The following is a 19,116-nucleotide window of genomic DNA, read 5'->3' on the forward strand; positions in this document are numbered from 1 at the left end:
CGTTGCGTTGTCGGCTGGCGTCCGGCCGCGCCCTGCAAGGAGACAAGCGATGCTGCAAACATCCATTTCCGAGCGGGCGCTGTCCCGCAGTTTGCTGGACGTACTGATCCGCGCGGGGCTGATCGCCACGCTGGTCATCTTCTGCTTCGAAATTTTCCATCCGTTCTTCGACCTGGTGGTCTGGGCGCTGATCCTGGCCGTCACGATCTATCCGCTGCAGGTACGGATGCGCGGACATTTCGGCCTCAGCGAGGGGCACATCGCCACGCTGATCATTCTGATCTCGATCGCGATCATCCTGGTGCCGGCCTACCTGCTGGGCCTTGCCGTGTTCGATTCGGTCGAGCGCGCGATCGACATCGTCAAGGGCGGAAACCTGCGCATCCCGCAGCCGCCCGACTCCGTGTCCGCCTGGCCGGTGGTGGGCCAGCAGCTTCATGGGTTCTGGCAGCAGGCCGCCACCGACCTGAGCGGCCTGCTGATGAAGGTTGCGCCGCAACTGAAGGATTTCAGCGTCGTCCTGCTGGGCAAGCTCGCCGGGGTCGGCACGGGCCTGCTGATCTTCGTGTTTGCGCTGATCATCGCCGGCATCATCATGGCCTACGGCGAAATGGGCACGAACAGCGCACATCGCATCGCCGCGCGCATCGTCGGACCGGACCGTGGCGCGCGCATCGTGGAACTGTGCACCGCGACCATCCGCGCCGTGGCGCAGGGCGTGGTGGGCATTGCCTTTATCCAGATGCTGCTGATCGGCGTCGCATTCATCATGAAGGACATTCCCGGGGCCGGGCTGCTGGCGCTGGCCGTGCTGCTGCTCGGCATCATGCAGTTGCCGGCCACGCTGATCACGATACCGGTCATCGTCTACGTCTTCGCCACGGAAGGCACCAGCGTCGTGACGATCGTGTTCGCGGTCTATGTGTTCGTGGCCGGGCTGGCCGACAATGTGCTCAAGCCGCTGCTGCTCGGGCGCGGCGTGGACGTGCCGATGCCAGTGGTGCTCATCGGCGCGCTCGGCGGCATGGTCAGCGGCGGCATCATCGGGCTGTTCATCGGGCCGGTGATGCTGTCTGTCGGCTACCGCCTGTTCTGGCTCTGGGTCGACGAGCCTGCCACCGCACCTGTCGAAGCGGCGGAGCCCAAGCCAGCCGACACGCTGTCACCGGCGCCTCCGCACACGAGCTGAACGACGCCGCCGCAAGGCTGCACGATTAGCGTTCCGTCCCCTGGCGGGCCAGCAGGTCCGCCATGTCGTCGGCGTGCTCCTCCTCCACGGCCAGGATCTCTTCCATCATGCGGCGCGAAGTGGGATCGCGGTCGCCAAGGAACTTGACGATCTCGCGATAGCTGTCGATCGCAATGCGCTCGGCGACCAGGTCCTCGCGGATCATGTCGGTCAGCGTCTTGCCTTCGACATACTCCGCATGGGACCGGCTCGCCAGCCCGTTGGGCGCGAAGTCGGGCTCGCCGCCGAGCTGCACGATGCGCTCCGCGATCATGTCGGCGTGGCCCTGCTCTTCGTTCGAATGGGCCAGGAATTCCTCCGCCACGCTCTTCGAGTTCGGGCCCTGGGCCATGAAGTAGTGGCGGCGATAGCGCAGCACGCAAACCAGTTCCGTGGCCAGTGCGTCATTGAGCAGCTTGATCACGGTATCGCGCTCGGCCGAATAGCCGGCTGTTACGGCACCATCGTCGATATGCTTGCGCGCACGCTCGCGCAACGTTTTTACATCGGTAAGGAATGGGGTTGTCGTCATCACGGGCTCCGGTACGGACGGCGCGCAAGGGGACGCACAATCCGGGGGTGGGATGGCTCTGTGACGCGAAAAACATGCCAGTCGGGAATGCCGCCACCGGCAAGGGCCGTGGCGGCGATGCAAAGGCACCGCCGCATCGCGGCATGAAAAATATGCACGGTGAGTGGTGCGATGGGCGACGCGGAATTTCAATCGGTTGCGCGTGACCGCGCCCACGCGTGCCCAGATCGCCCGAGCGTGCAACTCATCGTCAGGTAATGGCGCCCAGTTGCCAGGGCACGAACTCATTGTGCCCATAACCATGCACTTCGCTCTTGGACTGCCGCCCGGAGGCAATGGTCAGGATGAGCTGGAAGATCTCTTCGCCAAGCTCGTCGATCGTCCTTGTGCCGTCCACGACGGCGCCGCAATTGAGATCGATGTCTTCCTGCTGCCGCTGCCACAACGCCGTATTGGTACCCAGCTTCAGCGAGGGCGCCGGTGCGCAGCCGTATGCCGAGCCACGCCCGGTGGTGAAGCAGATCAGGTTGGCACCCCCCGCCACCTGGCCGGTGGCCGAGACCGGGTCGTAGCCCGGCGTGTCCATGAAGACCAGGCCGTGTGCCCGCACCGGCTCCGCATAGCGATAGACGTCGACCAGGTTGGTGGTACCGCCCTTGGCCACGGCACCGAGCGATTTTTCGAGGATCGTAGTGAGACCACCGGCCTTGTTGCCCGCGGACGGATTGTTGTCCAGGCTGGCGCTCATGCGCGCGCAGTAGGCTTCCCACCAGCGGATCCGGTCGAGCAGCTTCCGGCCGACATCCGCTGACACTGCCCGCCGTGTCAGCAAATGCTCGGCCCCGTAGATTTCCGGCGTCTCCGAGAGAATGGCCGTGCCGCCGTGCGCGACCAGCCTGTCAACGGCCGCGCCCAAAGCCGGATTAGCGCTGATGCCCGAGTAGCCATCGGACCCGCCGCATTGCAGCCCCACCACCAGGTGGCTGGCGTCGACAGGTTCGCGCCGCACCTGGTTGGCGTCGGCCAGCATCGCCTTGACCTGTTCGATGCCAGCCGCCACCGTGCGCGCGGTGCCGCCGGTAGCCTGGATCGTCATCGTTTTCAGCGTTGCGCCGCTCGCCAGGCCCTGGCCTTGCATCAGTCCGTCGATCTGGTTGGTCTCGCAACCCAGGCCGACGATCAGGACCGCCGCGAAGTTCGGGTGGCGGGCATAGCCGCCAAGCGTGCGCCGCAGCAGTTCCAGTCCCTCGCCTTCGCTGTCGACCGCGCAGCCCTGGCCATGTGTCAGCGCCACCACGCCATCCACGTTCGGATAGTCCGCCAGCGCCCGCGGGTTGATGTCGCGCCGGAAGTGGTCCGCAATGGCGCGGGCCGCGGTGGCCGAACAGTTGACCGAGGTCAGGATGCCGATGTAGTTGCGCGTTGCCACCCGCCCGTCGGCGCGCACGATCCCCATGAACTGCGCGCGCGACGCCACCGTCGGCGCGGGCCGTGCGTCGATGCCGAAGGCATGGTCGCGCTCGAACGCGCCAATGGCGAGGTTGTGCGTGTGAACGTGCTCGCCCGCCAGGATCTGGCGCGTGGCAAACCCGATGATCTGCCCGTAGCGGCGCACCGGCACACCGGCCGCCACCGTGCGTACGGCCATCTTGTGCCCGGCCGGCACCAGTCCACGGACTGCAAGGCCATTGTCAAGGCGCATGCCGGCAAGCAGTTGCTGGCGCGCGATGACCACATCGTCATCCGCATGCAGCCAGATCACCGGCTCGACGGCAGCTGCGGCGTTGCGGGCAAGGCCCGCTGGCTGCGTTTGTTCCAGGATGGCGCTCATGCTGCGGCCTCCAGGCTGCCGGGGTTCGTTACCGCATCGCGGGTAAATACGCCATCCACCAGGCGCGGCAGACGCCAGGGATTGGCATCGCGCAGGGCCGCCGGCAAGGCCGCGTCCGGATAGTTCTGATAGCACACCGGGCGCAGGAAGCGCTCGATGGCCGCGCTGCCCACCGACGTGCCGCGCGCGTCGGTGGTCGCGGGATACGGTCCGCCATGCACGATGGCATCGCCCACTTCCACACCGGTCGGATAGCCGTTGAACAGCAACCGCCCTGCCCTGGCTTCCAGCAGACCAATCAGCTCGCCATGGCGCAGCAGATCGGTCTCGCTGGCCATTACGGTCGCGGTCAGCTGGCCACGCATCCGCTCGGCGTAGGCCACGAAGTCGCGCTCCGAATCGAGCGCCACGACGACCGTCAGCGGGCCGAACACCTCCTCTTCGAGCGGCGCGTCTTCGTCGAACAGGACATGCCGTTCAGCCTTGAGCAGATGCCCGCCAATGCTGCTCTCCGCCTCCACCGCCACCAGCGTTTCCAGGCCGGGTACCGCAAGCAGTCCCGCGAACCCGCGCCGGAAGTTGTCGCGGATGCCCGCACCCAGCATGGGCTGCGGCGCGGCCTCCGCCAGGGCCGTGGCCAGTTCCGCCTGGAAGGCATCGAAGGCCGGTGAGCGCACGCCAAGGACCAGGCCGGGACTGGTGCAGAGCTGGCCGCAGCCGAACGTCACCGACGCCGCCAGCTCGCGCGCAATCTGCGGGCCGCGTGCCTCCAGTGCCGAAGGCAGCAGGAAGACCGGGTTGACGCTGGACATCTCGGCGAACACGGGAATCGGCTCCGGACGCGCTTGTGCCATGTCGAACAGCGCCCGCCCTGCCGACAGCGAGCCCGTAAAGCCGACGGCCTTGATCTGCGGCGCCCGCACCAATGCCGCGCCAGTGGCCGCGGCGCCATGGACCATATTGAAGATGCCCGCCGGCGCCCCGCAGCGGGCAATGGCACGTTCCATCGCATCGGCCATCAGTTCAGACGTCACAGGGTGGCCCGGATGCGCCTTCACGACCACGGGACATCCCGCCGCCAGTGCCGATGCCGTATCGCCGCCCGCCACCGAAAAGGCGATCGGGAAATTGCTGGCGCCGAACACCGCCACCGGCCCCACGCCGATGCGGTACTGGCGCAGGTCTGCGCGCGGCTGGGGCTTGCGGTCAGGCAAGGCACGATCGATGCGTGCGTCCAGGAAGTCCCCGCGGCGCAAGACGGCGGCAAACAAGCGCATCTGGTTGCTGGTGCGCTTGCGCTCGCCCTCCAGCCGCGCCGCCGGCAACGCGGTTTCCCGGGACGCTTCGGCAATGAACGCATCCCCGAGCGCATCGATCTCATCGGCCATCGCTTCCAGCAGGGCCGCACGCACGGCCGGGCTGGTGGCCCGGAACGCCGGGAAGGCATCGTGCGCGGCCTGCGCGGCCGCGGCGACTTCCGCTTCGGTCGCCGCATGGAAGCTCACCGGGTGGCGCTTGTCAGTGACAGCATCAACGCTATGGATCGGATGGCCCGTGGCAGCGCTGCGCCGGCCGCCGATGTAGTGATGTCCGAGGATGGTCATGTCAGGAATCTCGAATACAAAGAATACTGCTATGCCGTCACGCGACCCTGGACGAGCCGAGCGGCAACGCTGCCGCACGTCGGGCCCGCGCCCCGACGCTCATCAGGAGCAGCACGCCGACCGCGCCGGCGATGGCCAGGGCCAGCATGCCCGCCCGCTGGCTGTGAAATGCGGCTTCGACCGCGGTCTTCAGCGTCGGCGCGATGAAGCCGCCAAGATTGCCCAGTGCACCAATCAGCGCAATGCCACTGGCCGCGGCGGTGCCGCTCAGGTAGGCGGTCGGCAGCGTCCAGAACAGCGGCTGGACGACGACGAAGCCAACCGTGGCAATGCAGAAGGCCAGCAGCACCGGCACCAGCTCATGGCCAAGCGTCGACAGCCCGATGCCGGCCGCCGCCATCGCCAGCATGGCCATGGCAAATTCCCGTTGCTTGCCCTTCGCATCGGCCATGCCGGTGATCACGCGCAGGGCGATGACCGCGCAGAGCCACGGAATCGCCGTCAGCAGGCCGACCTTGGCGCCGACCGCGGTACCGGTCAGCTCGGAGATGCGCGTCGGCAGGTAGAAGATGACGCCATAGACGCTGACCTGGATCGCGAAGTAGATCGCCACGAAGCGCAGCACCTGCCAGTTGCCCAGCGCGCTCAGTGCCGTGGCGGGACCATGGGCCACCTTGTGGCTGTCTTCCGCCGCGATGGCGGTTTCCAGCGCGGCCTTTTCGTCGTCGCTGAGCCACTTCGCGTCGCGCGGCTTGCTGACCAGGTAGAAGAAGGCGATCACGCCCACCACCACTGCCGCCAGCCCTTCGATGATGAACATCCATTGCCAGTTGCGCAGGCCGAGCTGGCCACCCATCACGTCAAGCAGCAGGCCGGAAATCGGCCCACCGAGCACCAGCGCCACCGGCAAGCCGAAGTAGTACATGCCGAGCGCCTTGCCGCGCTGGCTGGCGGGAAACCAGTAGGTCGAGAACAGGATCACGCCCGGCGAAAAGCCGGCTTCCGCCACGCCCAGGATAAAGCGCAGCACATAGAACGAGGTCTCGTCATGGGCAAACATCATGGCCGCCGAGGCCAGTCCCCAGGTCACCATGATCCGGCTTAGCCAGACCTTGGCGCCGACCCGGTGCAGGATCAGGTTGCTCGGAATCTCGAACACGGCGTAGCCGATGAAGAAGATGCCGGCGCCCAGCGCATAGGCCGCGTTGCCGATGTTCGAATCCACCATCAGCGCCTGCTTGACGAAGCCGACGTTGGAGCGGTCGAGCATCGACAGTGCAAACATCAGCGCCAGGAATGGCGTCAGGCGCAGGCGGGCCTTGCTGACCGCGCTGGCCAGCGGATCGAATTTGGCAGATAGGTTCTGCATGCTTGTCTCCAGTGCGGATCCGCGTGAAGCGGTTCCGAGAAATTACGACGCCCCGTTCTTTTTCGTGCGTGAGGTCGTCGGGTGATCAGGGGTCGCGCCTGCCGGCGCGATCAGAGCGATGCGTCGATCAACCCGCGCGCCGCGAGGTTGGCCATCAGCGCGCGCACGCCGAACTGCCACGGGGCAATGCGGTCGCTACGGCTGACGCGGCTTGCCAGGGTGCCCAGCAGTTGGCTTGAGATCCGGACGATATCGCCGTCCTTGTGCGTGAAGCCGCCGCCCGCCGCGTCGCGGTCTTCCACCGGCGCGAACAGAGTGCCCAGGAACAGCATGAACCCGTCGGGATACTGATGGGTGGGGCCCATGGCTTGTCCGACCAGGTCGAGCGGATCGCGCGTGATCTGGTCCATCGAACTGGCGCCGGACAACACGAAGCCGTCCTGGCCGTCGACGCGCAGGTCCACCTTCGCGCGGCGCACATCGTCGACTGAAAAGCTTTCATCGAAGAGGCGCAGGAACGGGCCGATCGCGCAGGAACCGTTATTGTCCTTGGCCTTGCCCAGCAACAGCGCGCTGCGGCCCTCGAAGTCGCGCAGGTTCACGTCATTGCCCAACGTGGCGCCCAGCACGCGGCCGCGGCTGTCGACGGCCAGCACGATTTCTGGTTCCGGGTTGTTCCATTCGGATGCCGGGTGCAGGCCGATCTCCGTGCAGGTGCCCAGCGCCGACAGCAGCGGTGCCTTGGTAAAGACCTCGGCATCCGGGCCGATGCCCACTTCGAGATACTGCGACCACATGCCCTGCGCGATCAGCAGCGCCTTGAGCTCGCCTGCCTCGGCGGAACCCGGCCGGAGGCTCGACAGGCTGTCGCCCACCAGCGCGTGGATCCTGGCGCGTACCTCGGCGGCCCCCTGCGGATCGCCCTTGGTCTGCTCTTCGATCACGCGCTCGACCAGGCTGCCGGCAAAAGTCACCCCCGCCGCCTTGATCACCTGCAGATCGCACGGCGCCAGCAGGTGCGCGGCTTGCGCGCTGCCGGTGCTGGCCGGCGCATTGGCCAGCAGGCTGCCCAGGCTGCCGATCCATCGGCCCGGCGTGCCGCGTACCGTGGCAACCGGGTCCGCCTGTTCGAGCAGGCCGCTCATGGTCGGCGCGGCTGCGGAGATGTCGAACACGCCATCGGCGCGCACGGCCACCACCGATGGGCCACCAGGCGATGCGTCGGTCGGCGGCAACCACGCACGGCCGACCAGCGTGCCGCGCAGGCCATCGGCGGGCAGGGTCTCCTTGGCGCTGAGGCTGAGCGCAGGCAGGGAAGTCATCGTTGTCTCCACGTACAAATTATTGTCGGCGCGAACATCGGGACCATGGCGGAGTCCGGTGCGCAGGTGCAACTCTATGTGTGGCATCGATAAACATCCAATCGATTATTTGCTAACATCGATTCCATCTGGTTATCAGTATTACCGGGTTAACCTCATGTCCCGACAAGCCGTTGCTCCCCCGTCATCCGTGCTGGCCAGGCTGCGTTTCCGGCACCTGCAGTTGCTGGACGTCCTCGGACGCACCCGCAACCTGCGCGCGGCCGCCGAACAGCTGCACATCACCCAGCCGGCCGCCACCAAGATCCTGAGCGATATCGAGGGCATGCTCCAGGCAAAGCTGTTCGAGCGCCTGCCGCGCGACATGTGCCCGACGCACCTGGGCCTGTTCGCCGTACGCTACGCCAGCACGGCGGTGGCCGACCTCGGCAAGTTCGTCAGCGAACTGGAAACCCTGCGCGCGGGCGGGCACGGCCACCTCACGGTCGGTGCGATCTCCGCGTCGGCGGCGCAGGTGGTGACCGCCGGCATCCGCGAGATCCTGCAGAAGCGCCCGCGCCTGGTCATCCGGCTGGTGGAGCAGAGCAGCGACCAGCTCGCCGTGTGGCTGGAGGAAAAGAAGCTCGACATCATGGTCGGGCGCCTGACCGAGCCGCGCCAGCAGGCGATCTTCGATTTCGAGGTCCTGTCGCCGGAGCCGGTGTGGGTGGTATGCAAGCCGGACCATCCCTTGCTTGCCCAGGCACGACCGGAGCTGGCCGACCTGGCCGAATGGCCGTGGATCCTCTACCCGCCCGCCACTGCCATCCGGCAGCTGTTCGAAGAAACCTTTGCCGCCGCGGGTATCCGCTCGCTGGTCGGCATGGTGGAAACGCCCTCGATCTTCTCCACGCTGGAGCTGTTGCAGGCGACCGAGATGCTGTCGCTGCAGCCGCGCGCCGCGGTCGAGAAGTACGTCGGGCAAGGACTGCTCGGGCGCGTACCCGTGCCGATCCGCCGGGCCATGACGAGCTACGGCATCGTCACGCGGAAGAACGAATTGCGATCCGAGGCCATGGACGCGTTTGTGGAAATCCTGCGTACCGTGGCCAGGCAACAGGGTACGGCCGGGGATGCGATGGCATCGGTGCAAGTCCGGGACGACAGCGCCACCATTGCACCGATGCACCGCTGAGCTCCGGCCACCGGCCTGTCGCGCGCAAACGACGCTGTTGGGCCCTCCGACATGGCAATCTTCCTAAACCGCAAGTCCATTGATCTGAGATCAAGTTCAGTCGCACCGCTCTCCCTACGATCGCTCGGCCTTACCAAGACGATCCAACAAGGAGATTCCGATGCGAGCCATCCCATCACAGATTGCAGTGGCCGCGCTGGCGGCATGCGCGTTGCTGAGCGCCTGCGGAGGCGGAGATGACAGCGGCAGCAGTCCGCCAGTCCCTCCCCCGGCGCCTTCGCCTACACCTTCGCCTACACCTTCGCCTGCCCCCTCGCCGACTCCGGCCCCACCGCATACCGGCGAATCATTGCCGAGCCTGTCGGCTCCACAGCCCGGCTCAACGGCAGCGGTCGGCAATGGCAGCGAGGGGCTATGGTCGGAATTCATGACCGTCACATTCATCGACAGCGGCGCGCGCTTCGTCCGCGCCGAGCTGGTCGGTACCGTGCGCGGAGGCTTTCGGTTTTCCGGTTCAACCTGGAACTTCACGCCAGATACTGTCTCCGAGTTCCTTGTTGCGACGACCGTCACTGGCACAGGGACTATTGCGCTGAACAGCAAGCTTGACGGCTCCTACCAGAGGGCCGGATCGGACACGCCGTCAACCATCGGTGCCACATACGATCCCGCCAATGCGCTCGCAGTGGATCAGGCGAGCATCGAGGGAAGCTGGAAGCAAGACGGCTTCGAGATATCGATCGATGACCAGGGCAATGTCAGCGGCACCTACACGAGCGGCACAAAAATCTGCGCGTTGACAGGCACCGCGATGTTGGCCGAGCCGGGCTCAGCGAAGAATCTCTATCGAGTCAGTGTGACCCCTTCCGTTGCGACGTCGCCTGCAAGCACTGGCTGTGCCATGTCCGTAGACATCCCGCATCAGGGCTATGCCGCGATCCGCTTTGTGCCGTCCGATGGCAGCATCGTCACGACAAGCAACACCCTGTACCGCCGCTCGCTGACCATGGTCGCGACCACCGGCACTGGTGGCTTCTTCAAGACGCAAATGCTCAAGCAATAGCCGGCCGGCAGGTGGGCGGAGAAACGCGGTGGCGCCGAACTCAAAGCGTCGCGGCCACAGGGATCGACGCGTCACCATCGTCACGGTGCGGCCGTGCTACTCCTTCCCTGAGGAAAAGCCTGTCAGCGCTGGCGACGGGCAGGCCAGATCATGCACCTTCGCTTATATCGGTGCCCGAGCCTCCGCCATCTCCATGAGCCGGCAAACCGTTTTCCAGTTCCGCGCTGTCATCGGTACGCCGAGCAGTCGCTCGCTGTTCGCGGCAAGCTTCGATGTTCCAACGCCTGCCGGGGCATGCAGATAGAACACCTTGCCATCGAGACGAAAGCGCTCGGACTCCAGCTTGATGGCGCCGAGTCGTTCCAGGTCGGGACTCGCGGGAGCGTCAGCCAGGAATCCGACCTGCAGGCGGTTTGCATCGCTTTCAGCATCGGGGAACGGATTGCGCTCGATCGCCCTGCGCAGATCATTCTGTGACAGCACCAGCACCGTTGGCTGAAAGCCGCGTCGACGCTTGATCTCCTGGCCGAGCTTCGATGCAATGTGCGCTGCCGCCTCCTTGCTGGCCTCGAATACCACGTTGCCGCTCTGGATATAGGTTCTGACTTCCACCGCACCCAGGCTATCGAGGATGGAAACCAGATCTTTCATCGGCAAGGCGTTCTTGCCGCCAACGTTAATGCCTCTCAGCAGCAGGATGTAGTGCTTCATTGACCCACCTCGGCGCTACCTGGCGCCACGTTTCAATGCTGGTTGCCCCAGGCCCCTCTGGAGAGCGCCTGACGCCGCCGCTTTGACAAGCTTCTGGAAGGTCGGGCATTCAGCATGGCTCGGCGCCGGGCATTCCGCCGCATGCCGCAGGCCGTGGCTCATCGCGCGAAGCCGCGTGATCAGCGCGTCGATCTCGTCGGCCTTTTCCAGCAGCAACTGCCTGTCGATGTGCGCCTGGCCATCAGGCGCGAACATCGAACGGATCTCATCCAGCGAGAGTCCCGCCGCCTGCCCGAGCGAGATCAGCGCAAGCTGATTCACGACGCCTTCTGCAAACCTGCGCCGGGCGCCCTGCGGGCCCAGCGACACGATCAGCCCCTTCTTCTCGTAATAGCGCAGTGTCGAAGCAGGCACCCCCGTGCGTTTGGCGACTTCGGCGATATCCATCAGACGGCCCTTGACTTGAAGTTGACTTCAACTTCTATAGTGGCCACATCGTTTCCGCAAGTCAACTGCAAGGAACCCCATGACACGCCTGCCAGAAATCGCCACGATCGTTGCCATCGGGATGGGTGCCACGGCCTTCATGGACGTCTGGCTGACGTTCCTCAAGCGCATCGGCGTCCCGACACTCAATTTCGCGTTCATCGGGCGATGGGTCGGCCACCTGTTTCGCGGGAGATTCGCGCACGCCTCGATCGGGCAGGCACAGCCGATTTCCGGCGAACGCGCACTGGGCTGGCTCACGCACTATGCGATCGGCATCGCGTTCGCGTGGCTGCTCATTGCGATCGGCGGTGCCAGCTGGGTCCACAACCCCACAGTGCTGCCGGCGGTTCTCGTCGGCATGGCTACAGTCGCGGCACCGCTGTTCATCATGCAGCCAGCCATGGGCGCCGGCTTTGCCGCTTCCCGGACGCCGACGCCGTTCAGGAACTGCCTGCGCAGCGTCGCCAATCACACCGTCTTTGGCTTCGGCCTGTACCTGTCCGCGCGCTGTATCGCATCTCTAATGCAATAAAGAACGCCTTCCCCGAACTACCGCAACGTAAACTGGATTGATCGCCATGAAGAAGCTAGCCATCATCTATCACAGCGCCCACGGCCACACCGAACACATTGCCGGGTGCGTGCAGGAAGGCGCGGCGAGCGTCGCCGATACCGAAGCCCGGCTGATCAAGGCCAGGGACCTGGCCGAAGCCCCGGAGGAACTGCTCGGGTACGACGCCTACATCCTCGGCTCGCCAACCTACCTTGGCGGTGTCTCCGGCACCTTCAAGACCTTCATGGATGCCACTGGGCGCCTGTGGCGAACGCAGCAACTCAAGGGGAAGCTCGCTGCCGGCTTCACGGTGTCGTCGCTGCCTGCCGGCGACAAGCAGTCAACGCTGATGTCGATCTTCGTGTTTTCCATGCAGCACGGGATGCTGTGGGTCGGCAACCCTATCTTGCCCGAGCAGCACGGCGGCGTTCCCTATGACGAGGCCGCCAACCGGCTGGGATCGTGGTCGGGCCTGATGGCCCAGTCTGACCACTCCGCGGCGGCAGATGCGTTCGCCCCCGGCGATGTGAAAACGGCCAGAATGTTCGGCAGGAACTTCGCCGAGACGCTGCACCGCGTCCGCTGAAATGCACGTCCCGCGCAACGAATACGAGGAACGCCCATGATCCCGAGGAAATACGGTCCGCAGTTGTTCAGCCTGGTGCTGTCGGGGCTGATGTCCCTGATCGTTGCCGGCATCTCGACGTATCGCGCTGTCGGCCTGGTACCGGACTTTGCCGGCATGTGGCTCAGCGCATGGCTGACGGCCTGGCTGGTTGCGTTTCCTGCCGTCCTGCTGGTCACGCCGGTTGCGCGCAGGGCTGTGCAGGCACTCGTGGAGGAGTAACAACGCGCTGGCTGTCACCATCCCTATCCATCATTCACTTGCCCCTCCACTCCGGCGGCCGCCGACCCACGAACGCCTCCACGCCTTCGCGGAAGTCTTCGCTGCCATAGCACTGCCGCACCAGGTCATCGGTATCGGCCACTGCCTCCACGGTCTGTCGCCGCAATGACTCCTTCACGACCCGCTGCGTGACCGGCGCCAGCGCGGCGAGCCGGCCGCACAGGGCGTTGACCTCGCCGTCCAGCGCCTCCGGTGCATAGACCCCTTCCAGAAAGCCACACGCCAGCGCCGCATCGGCATCGAGTATCTGCGCGAGCAACAGCATGCGGCGCACGGGCTGCAGCCCCCATGCCGCACGCAGCTTGGCGAGGTTCTGTGCCGACAACGTATTGCCGAGCGTCTTCGCAATCGGCACGCCGAATTTTGCTTTGGGCGTCGCGACACGGAAATCGCATGCCGTGGCGATGGCAAGCCCGCCGCCCACCGCCCATCCTTCGACGACTGCCACGGTAGGCATCGGCAGCCGCTCTACCAGCCCGATGCCCTCGTCGATGCGCGCTTCGTAGCCCACCCCGTCGTCGCCACCGGAGAACTGCCGGAACTGGGCGATATCGGTGCCCGCGACAAAGGCCTCGCCGCCCGCGCCGCGCATGACCACCACGCGCGCGCCAGAGTTGCCCTCGGCGGAAAGCGTGCGGCAGTGCGAGGCAAGCTGCTCGTACATGGCCCACGTCATCGCATTGCGCGCGGCCGGACGGTCGAAGGTCAGCGTCGCGACCTGCCCTTGCCTCGTGAGCGTGACCCGCCCTTCGTCGGGCTGAGCGGTGCTCACGCGCCGAACGCGCCGGCCGCGGCCAGCGACTGCTGTTGGTCCTTCGAAAGCCCCAGCTCCGCCAGGATTTCCTCCGTATGCTGGCCCAGCAGCGGCGGCGGGCGCCGTACCTGTTGCGGCGTGCCGCCCATCTTCACGGCGAAGCCGATATTAGGCACCTTGCCTTCGATCGGGTGGTCGATCTCGATGCGCATCTGGCGGTGCCGGCCGTGCTCGCTGTCGAAGGCCTGCGGATAGGTCAGGATCGGCCCCGCCGGAATGCCGACTTCGAGCAGGTGTTCGATCCAGTAGTCGCAGCCCTGCCTGGCGAAGCTCTCCTCCAGCGCGGCGATCAGTTCCTTGCGGTTGTTCAAGCGCAGCGCGACGGTGGCAAAGCGCTCATCGGCCAGCAGGTCCGGCCGGTCGATGGTCTTGCACAGCAACTGCCACAGCTTCTGGTTGGTCGCGCCCATGACGAAATAGCCATCGGCGGCCTTCATCGCCTGGTACGGCGCGCTCATGCGATTGGCCGTGCCCAGCGGCTCGGGCTCGCGGCCGGTGCCCCAGTATTCGCAGGTGTCCCAGATCGAGAACGCCAGCGCGGAGTCGAACAGCGACGCATCGACATACTGCCCCTTGCCAGTCGCCTTCGCACCGATATATGCGGACAGCATGCCGTAGGTCGCGAACAGCGCGCAGCCGATGTCGGCCACCGGCACGCCCGCCTTGACCGGCGCGCCGCCCGGGTAGCCAGTCACGCTCATCACGCCCGACATGGCCTGCGCCATCAGGTCGAAGCCGGGCCGGCTGGCCCACGGGCCGCTCTGGCCAAAGCCGGAGATGCTGCAGTAGACCAGCTTCGGGTTGATCTTGCTGAGCGTCTCGTAGTCGATGCCCAGGCGCTTCATCACGCCCGGACGATAGTTCTCGACCAGGACGTCGGCCGTCTGCGCCAGGCGATACAGTACCTCGCGGCCCGACTCGGTCTTGAGATCGAGCGTGACGCTGCGCTTGTTGCGGTTCATGTTGAGGAAGCCCATGCTGTCCGGGCCCTTCATCTTGAACCCCATCGAGCCGCGCGTCTGGTCGCCGCCCTCGGGCGGTTCGATCTTGATCACGTCGGCGCCAAGGTCGGCCAGCAGCATGCAGGCATAGGGGCCGGCCATGACCTGGCAGATGTCGAGCACGCGCACGCCGGCCAGCGGCAAGGGGCGAGCGGACGTCTGGTCGCGGGTATCGGCGAAATCTGTCATCGGGTACTTCCTGGATAAGGGTATCGGGTGGCGTGCGCGGGTGCGGGTGCGGCGGCGCGCCCGGCCATCAGGCTTCCGCCTTCACGCCGGCGTCCTTCACGACCCTGGCCCACTTGCTGGACTCGGACACGATGAAGGCGCCGAACTGCTGGCTCGTGCCGCCCGAGTCCTCGGCGCCGAAGCTCTTGAGGCGCTCGACCACGTCGGGCATGGCCAGCACGCGGTTGACGTCCTCGTTCATGCGCTGCACCAGCGCCGGCGCCATGCCTTTCGGGCCCACCAGGCCGTACCACGAGGCCGCGTCGAGGCCGGGGAAGCCGGACTCCGCCAGCGTTGGCACATTCGGATGGCTGGCCGCGCGCTTCAGGCGGGTCTGCGCGATGGCGATCACCTTGCCCTGCTGGATGAACGGCGTGGCGGCGGTCATCGTGTCGAAGGCATAGTCGATCTGGCCGCCGAGCAGGTCCGCCACCAGCGGGCCCGAGCCCTTGTACGGCACGTGCACCACGTCGAGCTTCGCCTGCATCCGGAACATCTCCAGCGCCAGATGCTGGGCCGAGCCGATGCCCGACGAGCCGAAGGAAATCTTGCCGGGCTTCTGCCGGCACAGCGCCACGACCTCCGATACCGTGCGCACCTTCTGCTCGGGCCGACAGGTCAGCATATTGGGCGTGACGCCGACCATCGAGATCGGCGAGAAGTCGGTGCGCGGGTCGTACTTGACGTCGAGCAGCGCGGGCGCGATCGCATGGCTGTTGACGTGGGCCATCAGCAGCGTGGTGCCATCAGGCGGTTGCTTGGCGACATAGGCGGCGGCGATCGCGCCGGTCGCGCCCGGCTTGTTCTCCACCAGCACGCTGGTGTTCCACATGACCCCGAGCTTCTGCCCGATGACACGCGCCAGCACATCGGTGCCGCCGCCCGGCGCAAAGCCGACCACGATCCGCACCGGCCCGTGCACGTCGGCGGCGGCGCGCACGAGGCTGGGAACCGCCAATCCGGCCACGGCCGCGAGCATGAATTGTCTGCGCTGCATTGCGTGTCTCCGTCCTATGACTGGTCGTTATGGGGCCCATGATGCGCAATGCGGCTGCAGCAGGCTATCGCTATTTGGGGGATTCAGGTTTCGCGTTTTGCGCAAGCACCGCCAGCACGCCCTGCGCGGCCGACGACAGCGCGCCGGGCGGTCGGTGGCACAGCACGAACTGCCGCTGAGCCCAGGGCCCGGCGATGGGCAGCCGCACGAACCGGCTGCCAGCGGCCACCTCGGCCGCTATCGCCTCCGGCATCACCCCGCCACCCAGGTTCTGCGCCACCAGTGCGGCAATGCTGTCAAAGCCGCCCACCCGCATGCGCATCCGCAGCACGCGGCCGGCCTCCTCCGCAAGCCGCTCCAGCCCGATCGAGATCGCCGAACTCTCGCCGAGCACGATCAGGTCGCAGTCCAGCACGTCGTCCGTAGTCACCTGCTTGCGCCGCGCCAACGCATGGCCGCGCGCAACCACGAGCATCAGCCGGTCGGCCCGGTATGGTGCAGTCGGCATATCGATCACGCCGAGGCTGCTTTCGTAAATGCCGATATCCACGGTACCGCGGCGCAGGCACTGCTGGACCTCCTGGCTGTTCATCTCCTGCAGATCGATACGCACGCCGGGGCAAGCGCTGGCGCAGCGCTGGATGTCGAACGGCAGGAACTGGATCACGGCGGACTTGGGCGCCGCCACCCGCACCACGCCGAGGTCGCCGCCGACGAACGACGACGCATCGTCCTGCATGCGCTGGACCGTGTGGGTAATGCCGCGGGCGTGGGCCAGCAGCGCGCGGCCGGCTTCGGTCAGGGCCATGCCATGAGGCAGGCGTTCGAACAGGGAGACGCCGAGCTGGGATTCCAGCTCGAGGATGCGGCGGGACGCGGCCGCCGCGGCCAGGTGCAGGCGCTCCGCGCCGCGGGTGATGCTGCCCTGGTCGGCTACGGCGATGAAGAGCTGGATGGTGGTGAGGTCAAAATGGAGGCGGGGATTGCGTGAGGACGAGGACGAGGACGTCACGATGGGTCTGCGCGCCAATGGGCGTCGTTACGTGGGCGAGCGACAGATGGCGGCCAGCGAGACCGCCACGAGCATGTCGGTATGAAGCTGCGTGCTCGCCGATTGTCTGCCTGAGCACCGGCACCGGCAATTGCGGGTTTCCCGCGTACGCACAGCAGCACTGCTTAGGGAGTCAATACACGGCAGGCCTGGCTGAACTCGCGCTGAGCGATGCAGGCGGACTTGTCACGCATAGGTCGCCATGCCGCGGCTTGGCGCCGCGCCAGTCGGCGCCTTCCGTCCCCATTCACTCGTGGCGCTTCTTTTTCTGGGGCGAAGTCGAAACGGGAGATTTCGGCGGCACGAGGAACATCGCGTGACTCAGAGGCGTGGAAGTCGGTTCGCGTGCCTCCTTGGGGGATGCAGGGGTGACACGCGACTCGTCCATGGCGGTCCCTGGGATCCCCGCACCATTTTCGTAGCCAGTAGAAACCGACTCGAGGTAGCCCGGCGGGAAATGTTGCTCGGGTACGACGGATGTCTGGGCCTGGACGACACCGGCGAGCAGCAACAGGACACTGCCGGCGGTCAGGCAACCTCTACGGGAAAGGACGGGGGAAGGATGAGGGATCATGAAAGCCTCCATGTCCATCGCGAAACACAAGGCGTGGGAATACCCCGTGAATGGCAGGCAACTTGTTCGTTCGCAGGGCTGCTGTGCGATGACAGAAATCAGCGCCGGACTTGTATGCCTGAGGTGCGGGGGATGGCAACAGCAAGTGCGAACGTGGATCGCGACAGGCTGTGTATCAAGATGTGTAGTCCACCAATCCGGAAAGTCAATGATGACATGACACAGCCGGTGCATCCGCGTTGCGTATGCCCGCAGGCGCAGGCTGCGCGTCAAAGGAAAAAGCGCACGGTGCTTAATATCAATCTTGAAACACTTGTGATTTCTTTCGATTCTGCGATTCTGCGATTGCCGTGACGCGTGGCGCAGATGCTATGACTGTTCGTGTCAAGCGATCAGGTTTCGCTGCGGTAGGTCATAGGCTATGCAGCCAGTTTCGGGATATTGAATCGAAGGCCACCACCTCCTCACGATCTCCAGCGCCGCTACATCATCTCCCCGCGTCGCCGGCCCGAACCATCGCCACATACCGTTGCACCGCTACAACCACCGCATGAACCATGCGAGCCTGGTTCCCCGGATCACTGACATAAGCCTCGTCAGCCGGATCCACAATGACCCCCGCCTCCAGCAGCACCGCTGGCATCACGGATTGCCGCAGGACAACCAGATCGTCGAAGCGATAAATACCAAAATCTGGCGCCAGTAGTTCCCGCGATTCGCCGGCGATTGGTTCCGCATGATGCAACGTCGGCGCGCGCCCCAGCTTGCGCATTTCTTCGCCGAGGATCTGCGCGAATACATAGCTCTGCGCGAAGCGCGGATTGCGTTGCGACACGAAGATCGAATAGCCGGCGATGGGCCGCGTAGTCCGATATGCATCGAGATCGCCCGCTTTGGCTTTCTCCAGATACTGCATCTGCGCGGAATCGTGGTGGATCGACAGGAACAGGTCCGCCTGCCGTGCATTCGCGTACTGGGCGCGCGCTTCCAGCGACACGTTCTCGGTCGGGCCACGGGTGAGGGCCACATCGAACCCGGCCAGCGTGAGCGCCTGTACCAGCTGCGAGGCCAGCCGGTCGTTGTAGTGCACCTCATGGATGCCACGTACACCCAATGCGCCGCCTTGCGACGGTGTGTGTCCGGGATCGATGACGATGCGGACCGGCCGCGGGCTGGCGGGCGACTGCGACGCGCAGGCGACGGCCGAAAAGCCGGCCGCCAGCCCAGCCAACACTGCCCGGCGGCCGCGAGAGATCGCCCCTGTCATCGGATCAGTTCCAGGACTTCTTGCTGATCATGTCGTTGCGGCAGGTGCCGGCCTTGCATTCGCGCACGCGGTCGCGCAGGTATTCGGCGCGGTCGCGGTTGACGCGGTAGTTGCAGTCGACGTCGATGGCCCCGCTAGACTCGCACGACGCGTCGCGGTACTTGATCCAGGCCAGTTGGGTGTCCTTCAACTGCTGCTTCACGCTGTCGCCGACCAGGCCACGCAACTCGTTGTAGCTCGAATTCAATTCCTTGTCGGATTCGAGGAACAACTTCGCGAAGCAGTACGTCTTGTCGTAGCTGGTGCGGTACTTGTCGCATTCGTTGGCGGCATGCGCAGCAAGCGGAGCCAGCAGGGCGAAGGTCAGGGTGGAAAGGATGGCTTTCATTGGCATTGGAATG

19 protein-coding genes are annotated in these 19,116 nt (G+C 65.6%); 6 read left to right on the forward strand and 13 right to left on the reverse strand.

The window, feature by feature from the left end; translation table 11 throughout:
• Nucleotides 1-49: 49 nt before the first annotated feature.
• On the forward strand, nt 50-1,189 hold the full coding sequence (locus tag AC3FNH_RS11340) for an AI-2E family transporter (RefSeq protein WP_488720115.1): 1,140 nt from the start codon (nt 50-52) through the stop codon (nt 1,187-1,189).
• A gap of 25 nt (nt 1,190-1,214) precedes the next feature.
• On the opposite strand, the gene AC3FNH_RS11345 is transcribed toward AC3FNH_RS11340, so the two are convergent.
• The 5 genes from AC3FNH_RS11345 to AC3FNH_RS11365 form a co-directional block, all read right to left on the reverse strand.
• Nucleotides 1,215-1,760 carry a ferritin-like domain-containing protein gene (locus tag AC3FNH_RS11345; RefSeq protein WP_276098524.1) on the reverse strand — a complete coding sequence of 182 codons (546 nt, stop codon included), beginning with the start codon at nt 1,758-1,760 and terminating at the stop codon, nt 1,215-1,217.
• Between the two features lie 250 nt (nt 1,761-2,010).
• Nucleotides 2,011-3,591, reverse strand: coding sequence for a UxaA family hydrolase (locus AC3FNH_RS11350; protein ID WP_488720116.1), 1,581 nt, complete (start codon nt 3,589-3,591; stop codon nt 2,011-2,013).
• Nucleotides 3,588-5,195 carry an aldehyde dehydrogenase (NADP(+)) gene (locus AC3FNH_RS11355; protein ID WP_488720117.1) on the reverse strand — a complete coding sequence of 536 codons (1,608 nt, stop codon included), beginning with the start codon at nt 5,193-5,195 and terminating at the stop codon, nt 3,588-3,590. The genes AC3FNH_RS11350 and AC3FNH_RS11355 overlap by 4 nt, the downstream gene beginning before the upstream one ends.
• A 37-nt stretch (nt 5,196-5,232) precedes the next feature.
• Nucleotides 5,233-6,564, reverse strand: coding sequence for an MFS transporter (locus tag AC3FNH_RS11360; protein ID WP_276098528.1), 1,332 nt, complete (start codon nt 6,562-6,564; stop codon nt 5,233-5,235).
• Between the two features lie 110 nt (nt 6,565-6,674).
• Complete coding sequence (locus tag AC3FNH_RS11365; protein ID WP_488720118.1) at nt 6,675-7,886, reverse strand: fumarylacetoacetate hydrolase family protein; 1,212 nt, start codon at nt 7,884-7,886, stop codon at nt 6,675-6,677.
• Between the two features lie 157 nt (nt 7,887-8,043).
• Here AC3FNH_RS11365 and AC3FNH_RS11370 point away from each other — a divergent pair, with 157 nt between their 5' ends.
• Entirely contained in the window at nt 8,044-9,060 is a 1,017-nt protein-coding gene (locus AC3FNH_RS11370; RefSeq protein WP_488720119.1) for a LysR substrate-binding domain-containing protein, read from the forward strand.
• Between the two features lie 427 nt (nt 9,061-9,487).
• On the forward strand, nt 9,488-10,123 hold the full coding sequence (locus AC3FNH_RS11375) for a hypothetical protein (RefSeq protein WP_276098532.1): 636 nt from the start codon (nt 9,488-9,490) through the stop codon (nt 10,121-10,123).
• A 162-nt stretch (nt 10,124-10,285) separates the two neighbouring features.
• Here the strand turns inward: AC3FNH_RS11375 and AC3FNH_RS11380 are convergent, their stop codons facing one another.
• Together AC3FNH_RS11380 and AC3FNH_RS11385 are read right to left on the reverse strand one after the other, a co-directional pair.
• Nucleotides 10,286-10,834 carry a DUF1697 domain-containing protein gene (locus tag AC3FNH_RS11380; protein WP_488720120.1) on the reverse strand — a complete coding sequence of 183 codons (549 nt, stop codon included), beginning with the start codon at nt 10,832-10,834 and terminating at the stop codon, nt 10,286-10,288.
• 15 nt (nt 10,835-10,849) lie between these two features.
• Complete coding sequence (locus tag AC3FNH_RS11385) at nt 10,850-11,281, reverse strand: helix-turn-helix domain-containing protein (RefSeq protein WP_276098534.1); 432 nt, start codon at nt 11,279-11,281, stop codon at nt 10,850-10,852.
• A gap of 79 nt (nt 11,282-11,360) precedes the next feature.
• Here AC3FNH_RS11385 and AC3FNH_RS11390 point away from each other — a divergent pair, with 79 nt between their 5' ends.
• From AC3FNH_RS11390 to AC3FNH_RS11400, 3 genes are read left to right on the forward strand one after another with little or no spacing between them, the layout of a single operon-like run.
• The gene (locus AC3FNH_RS11390; protein WP_488720121.1) at nt 11,361-11,855 is read left to right on the forward strand and encodes a DUF2938 domain-containing protein; all 495 of its coding nucleotides are present in this window, start codon (nt 11,361-11,363) and stop codon (nt 11,853-11,855) included.
• A 46-nt stretch (nt 11,856-11,901) separates the two neighbouring features.
• Complete coding sequence (locus tag AC3FNH_RS11395; protein ID WP_276098536.1) at nt 11,902-12,462, forward strand: flavodoxin family protein; 561 nt, start codon at nt 11,902-11,904, stop codon at nt 12,460-12,462.
• Nucleotides 12,463-12,498: 36 nt separating this feature from the next.
• Entirely contained in the window at nt 12,499-12,723 is a 225-nt protein-coding gene (locus AC3FNH_RS11400; protein WP_488720122.1) for a DUF2798 domain-containing protein, read from the forward strand.
• A 34-nt stretch (nt 12,724-12,757) separates the two neighbouring features.
• Here the strand turns inward: AC3FNH_RS11400 and AC3FNH_RS11405 are convergent, their stop codons facing one another.
• The 6 genes from AC3FNH_RS11405 to AC3FNH_RS11430 all read right to left on the reverse strand — a co-directional run bounded on the left by AC3FNH_RS11405 (nt 12,758) and on the right by AC3FNH_RS11430 (nt 19,103).
• Nucleotides 12,758-13,555 carry an enoyl-CoA hydratase/isomerase family protein gene (locus tag AC3FNH_RS11405; protein WP_276098538.1) on the reverse strand — a complete coding sequence of 266 codons (798 nt, stop codon included), beginning with the start codon at nt 13,553-13,555 and terminating at the stop codon, nt 12,758-12,760.
• Nucleotides 13,552-14,787: a CaiB/BaiF CoA transferase family protein gene (locus AC3FNH_RS11410; RefSeq protein WP_488720123.1), complete on the reverse strand. Its 1,236-nt coding sequence runs from the start codon at nt 14,785-14,787 to the stop codon at nt 13,552-13,554. The genes AC3FNH_RS11405 and AC3FNH_RS11410 overlap by 4 nt, the downstream gene beginning before the upstream one ends.
• Before the next feature lie 67 nt (nt 14,788-14,854).
• On the reverse strand, nt 14,855-15,823 hold the full coding sequence (locus AC3FNH_RS11415; protein ID WP_488720124.1) for a Bug family tripartite tricarboxylate transporter substrate binding protein: 969 nt from the start codon (nt 15,821-15,823) through the stop codon (nt 14,855-14,857).
• Nucleotides 15,824-15,893: 70 nt separating this feature from the next.
• Nucleotides 15,894-16,835, reverse strand: coding sequence for a LysR family transcriptional regulator (locus tag AC3FNH_RS11420; protein WP_488720125.1), 942 nt, complete (start codon nt 16,833-16,835; stop codon nt 15,894-15,896).
• Between the two features lie 1,100 nt (nt 16,836-17,935).
• Nucleotides 17,936-18,715, reverse strand: coding sequence for an N-acetylmuramoyl-L-alanine amidase family protein (locus AC3FNH_RS11425; protein ID WP_488720126.1), 780 nt, complete (start codon nt 18,713-18,715; stop codon nt 17,936-17,938).
• Between the two features lie 4 nt (nt 18,716-18,719).
• Entirely contained in the window at nt 18,720-19,103 is a 384-nt protein-coding gene (locus AC3FNH_RS11430; protein ID WP_276098544.1) for a lysozyme inhibitor LprI family protein, read from the reverse strand.
• Nucleotides 19,104-19,116: the final 13 nt, after the last annotated feature.

The organism is Cupriavidus sp. 22TCCZM01-5 (assembly GCF_057798915.1).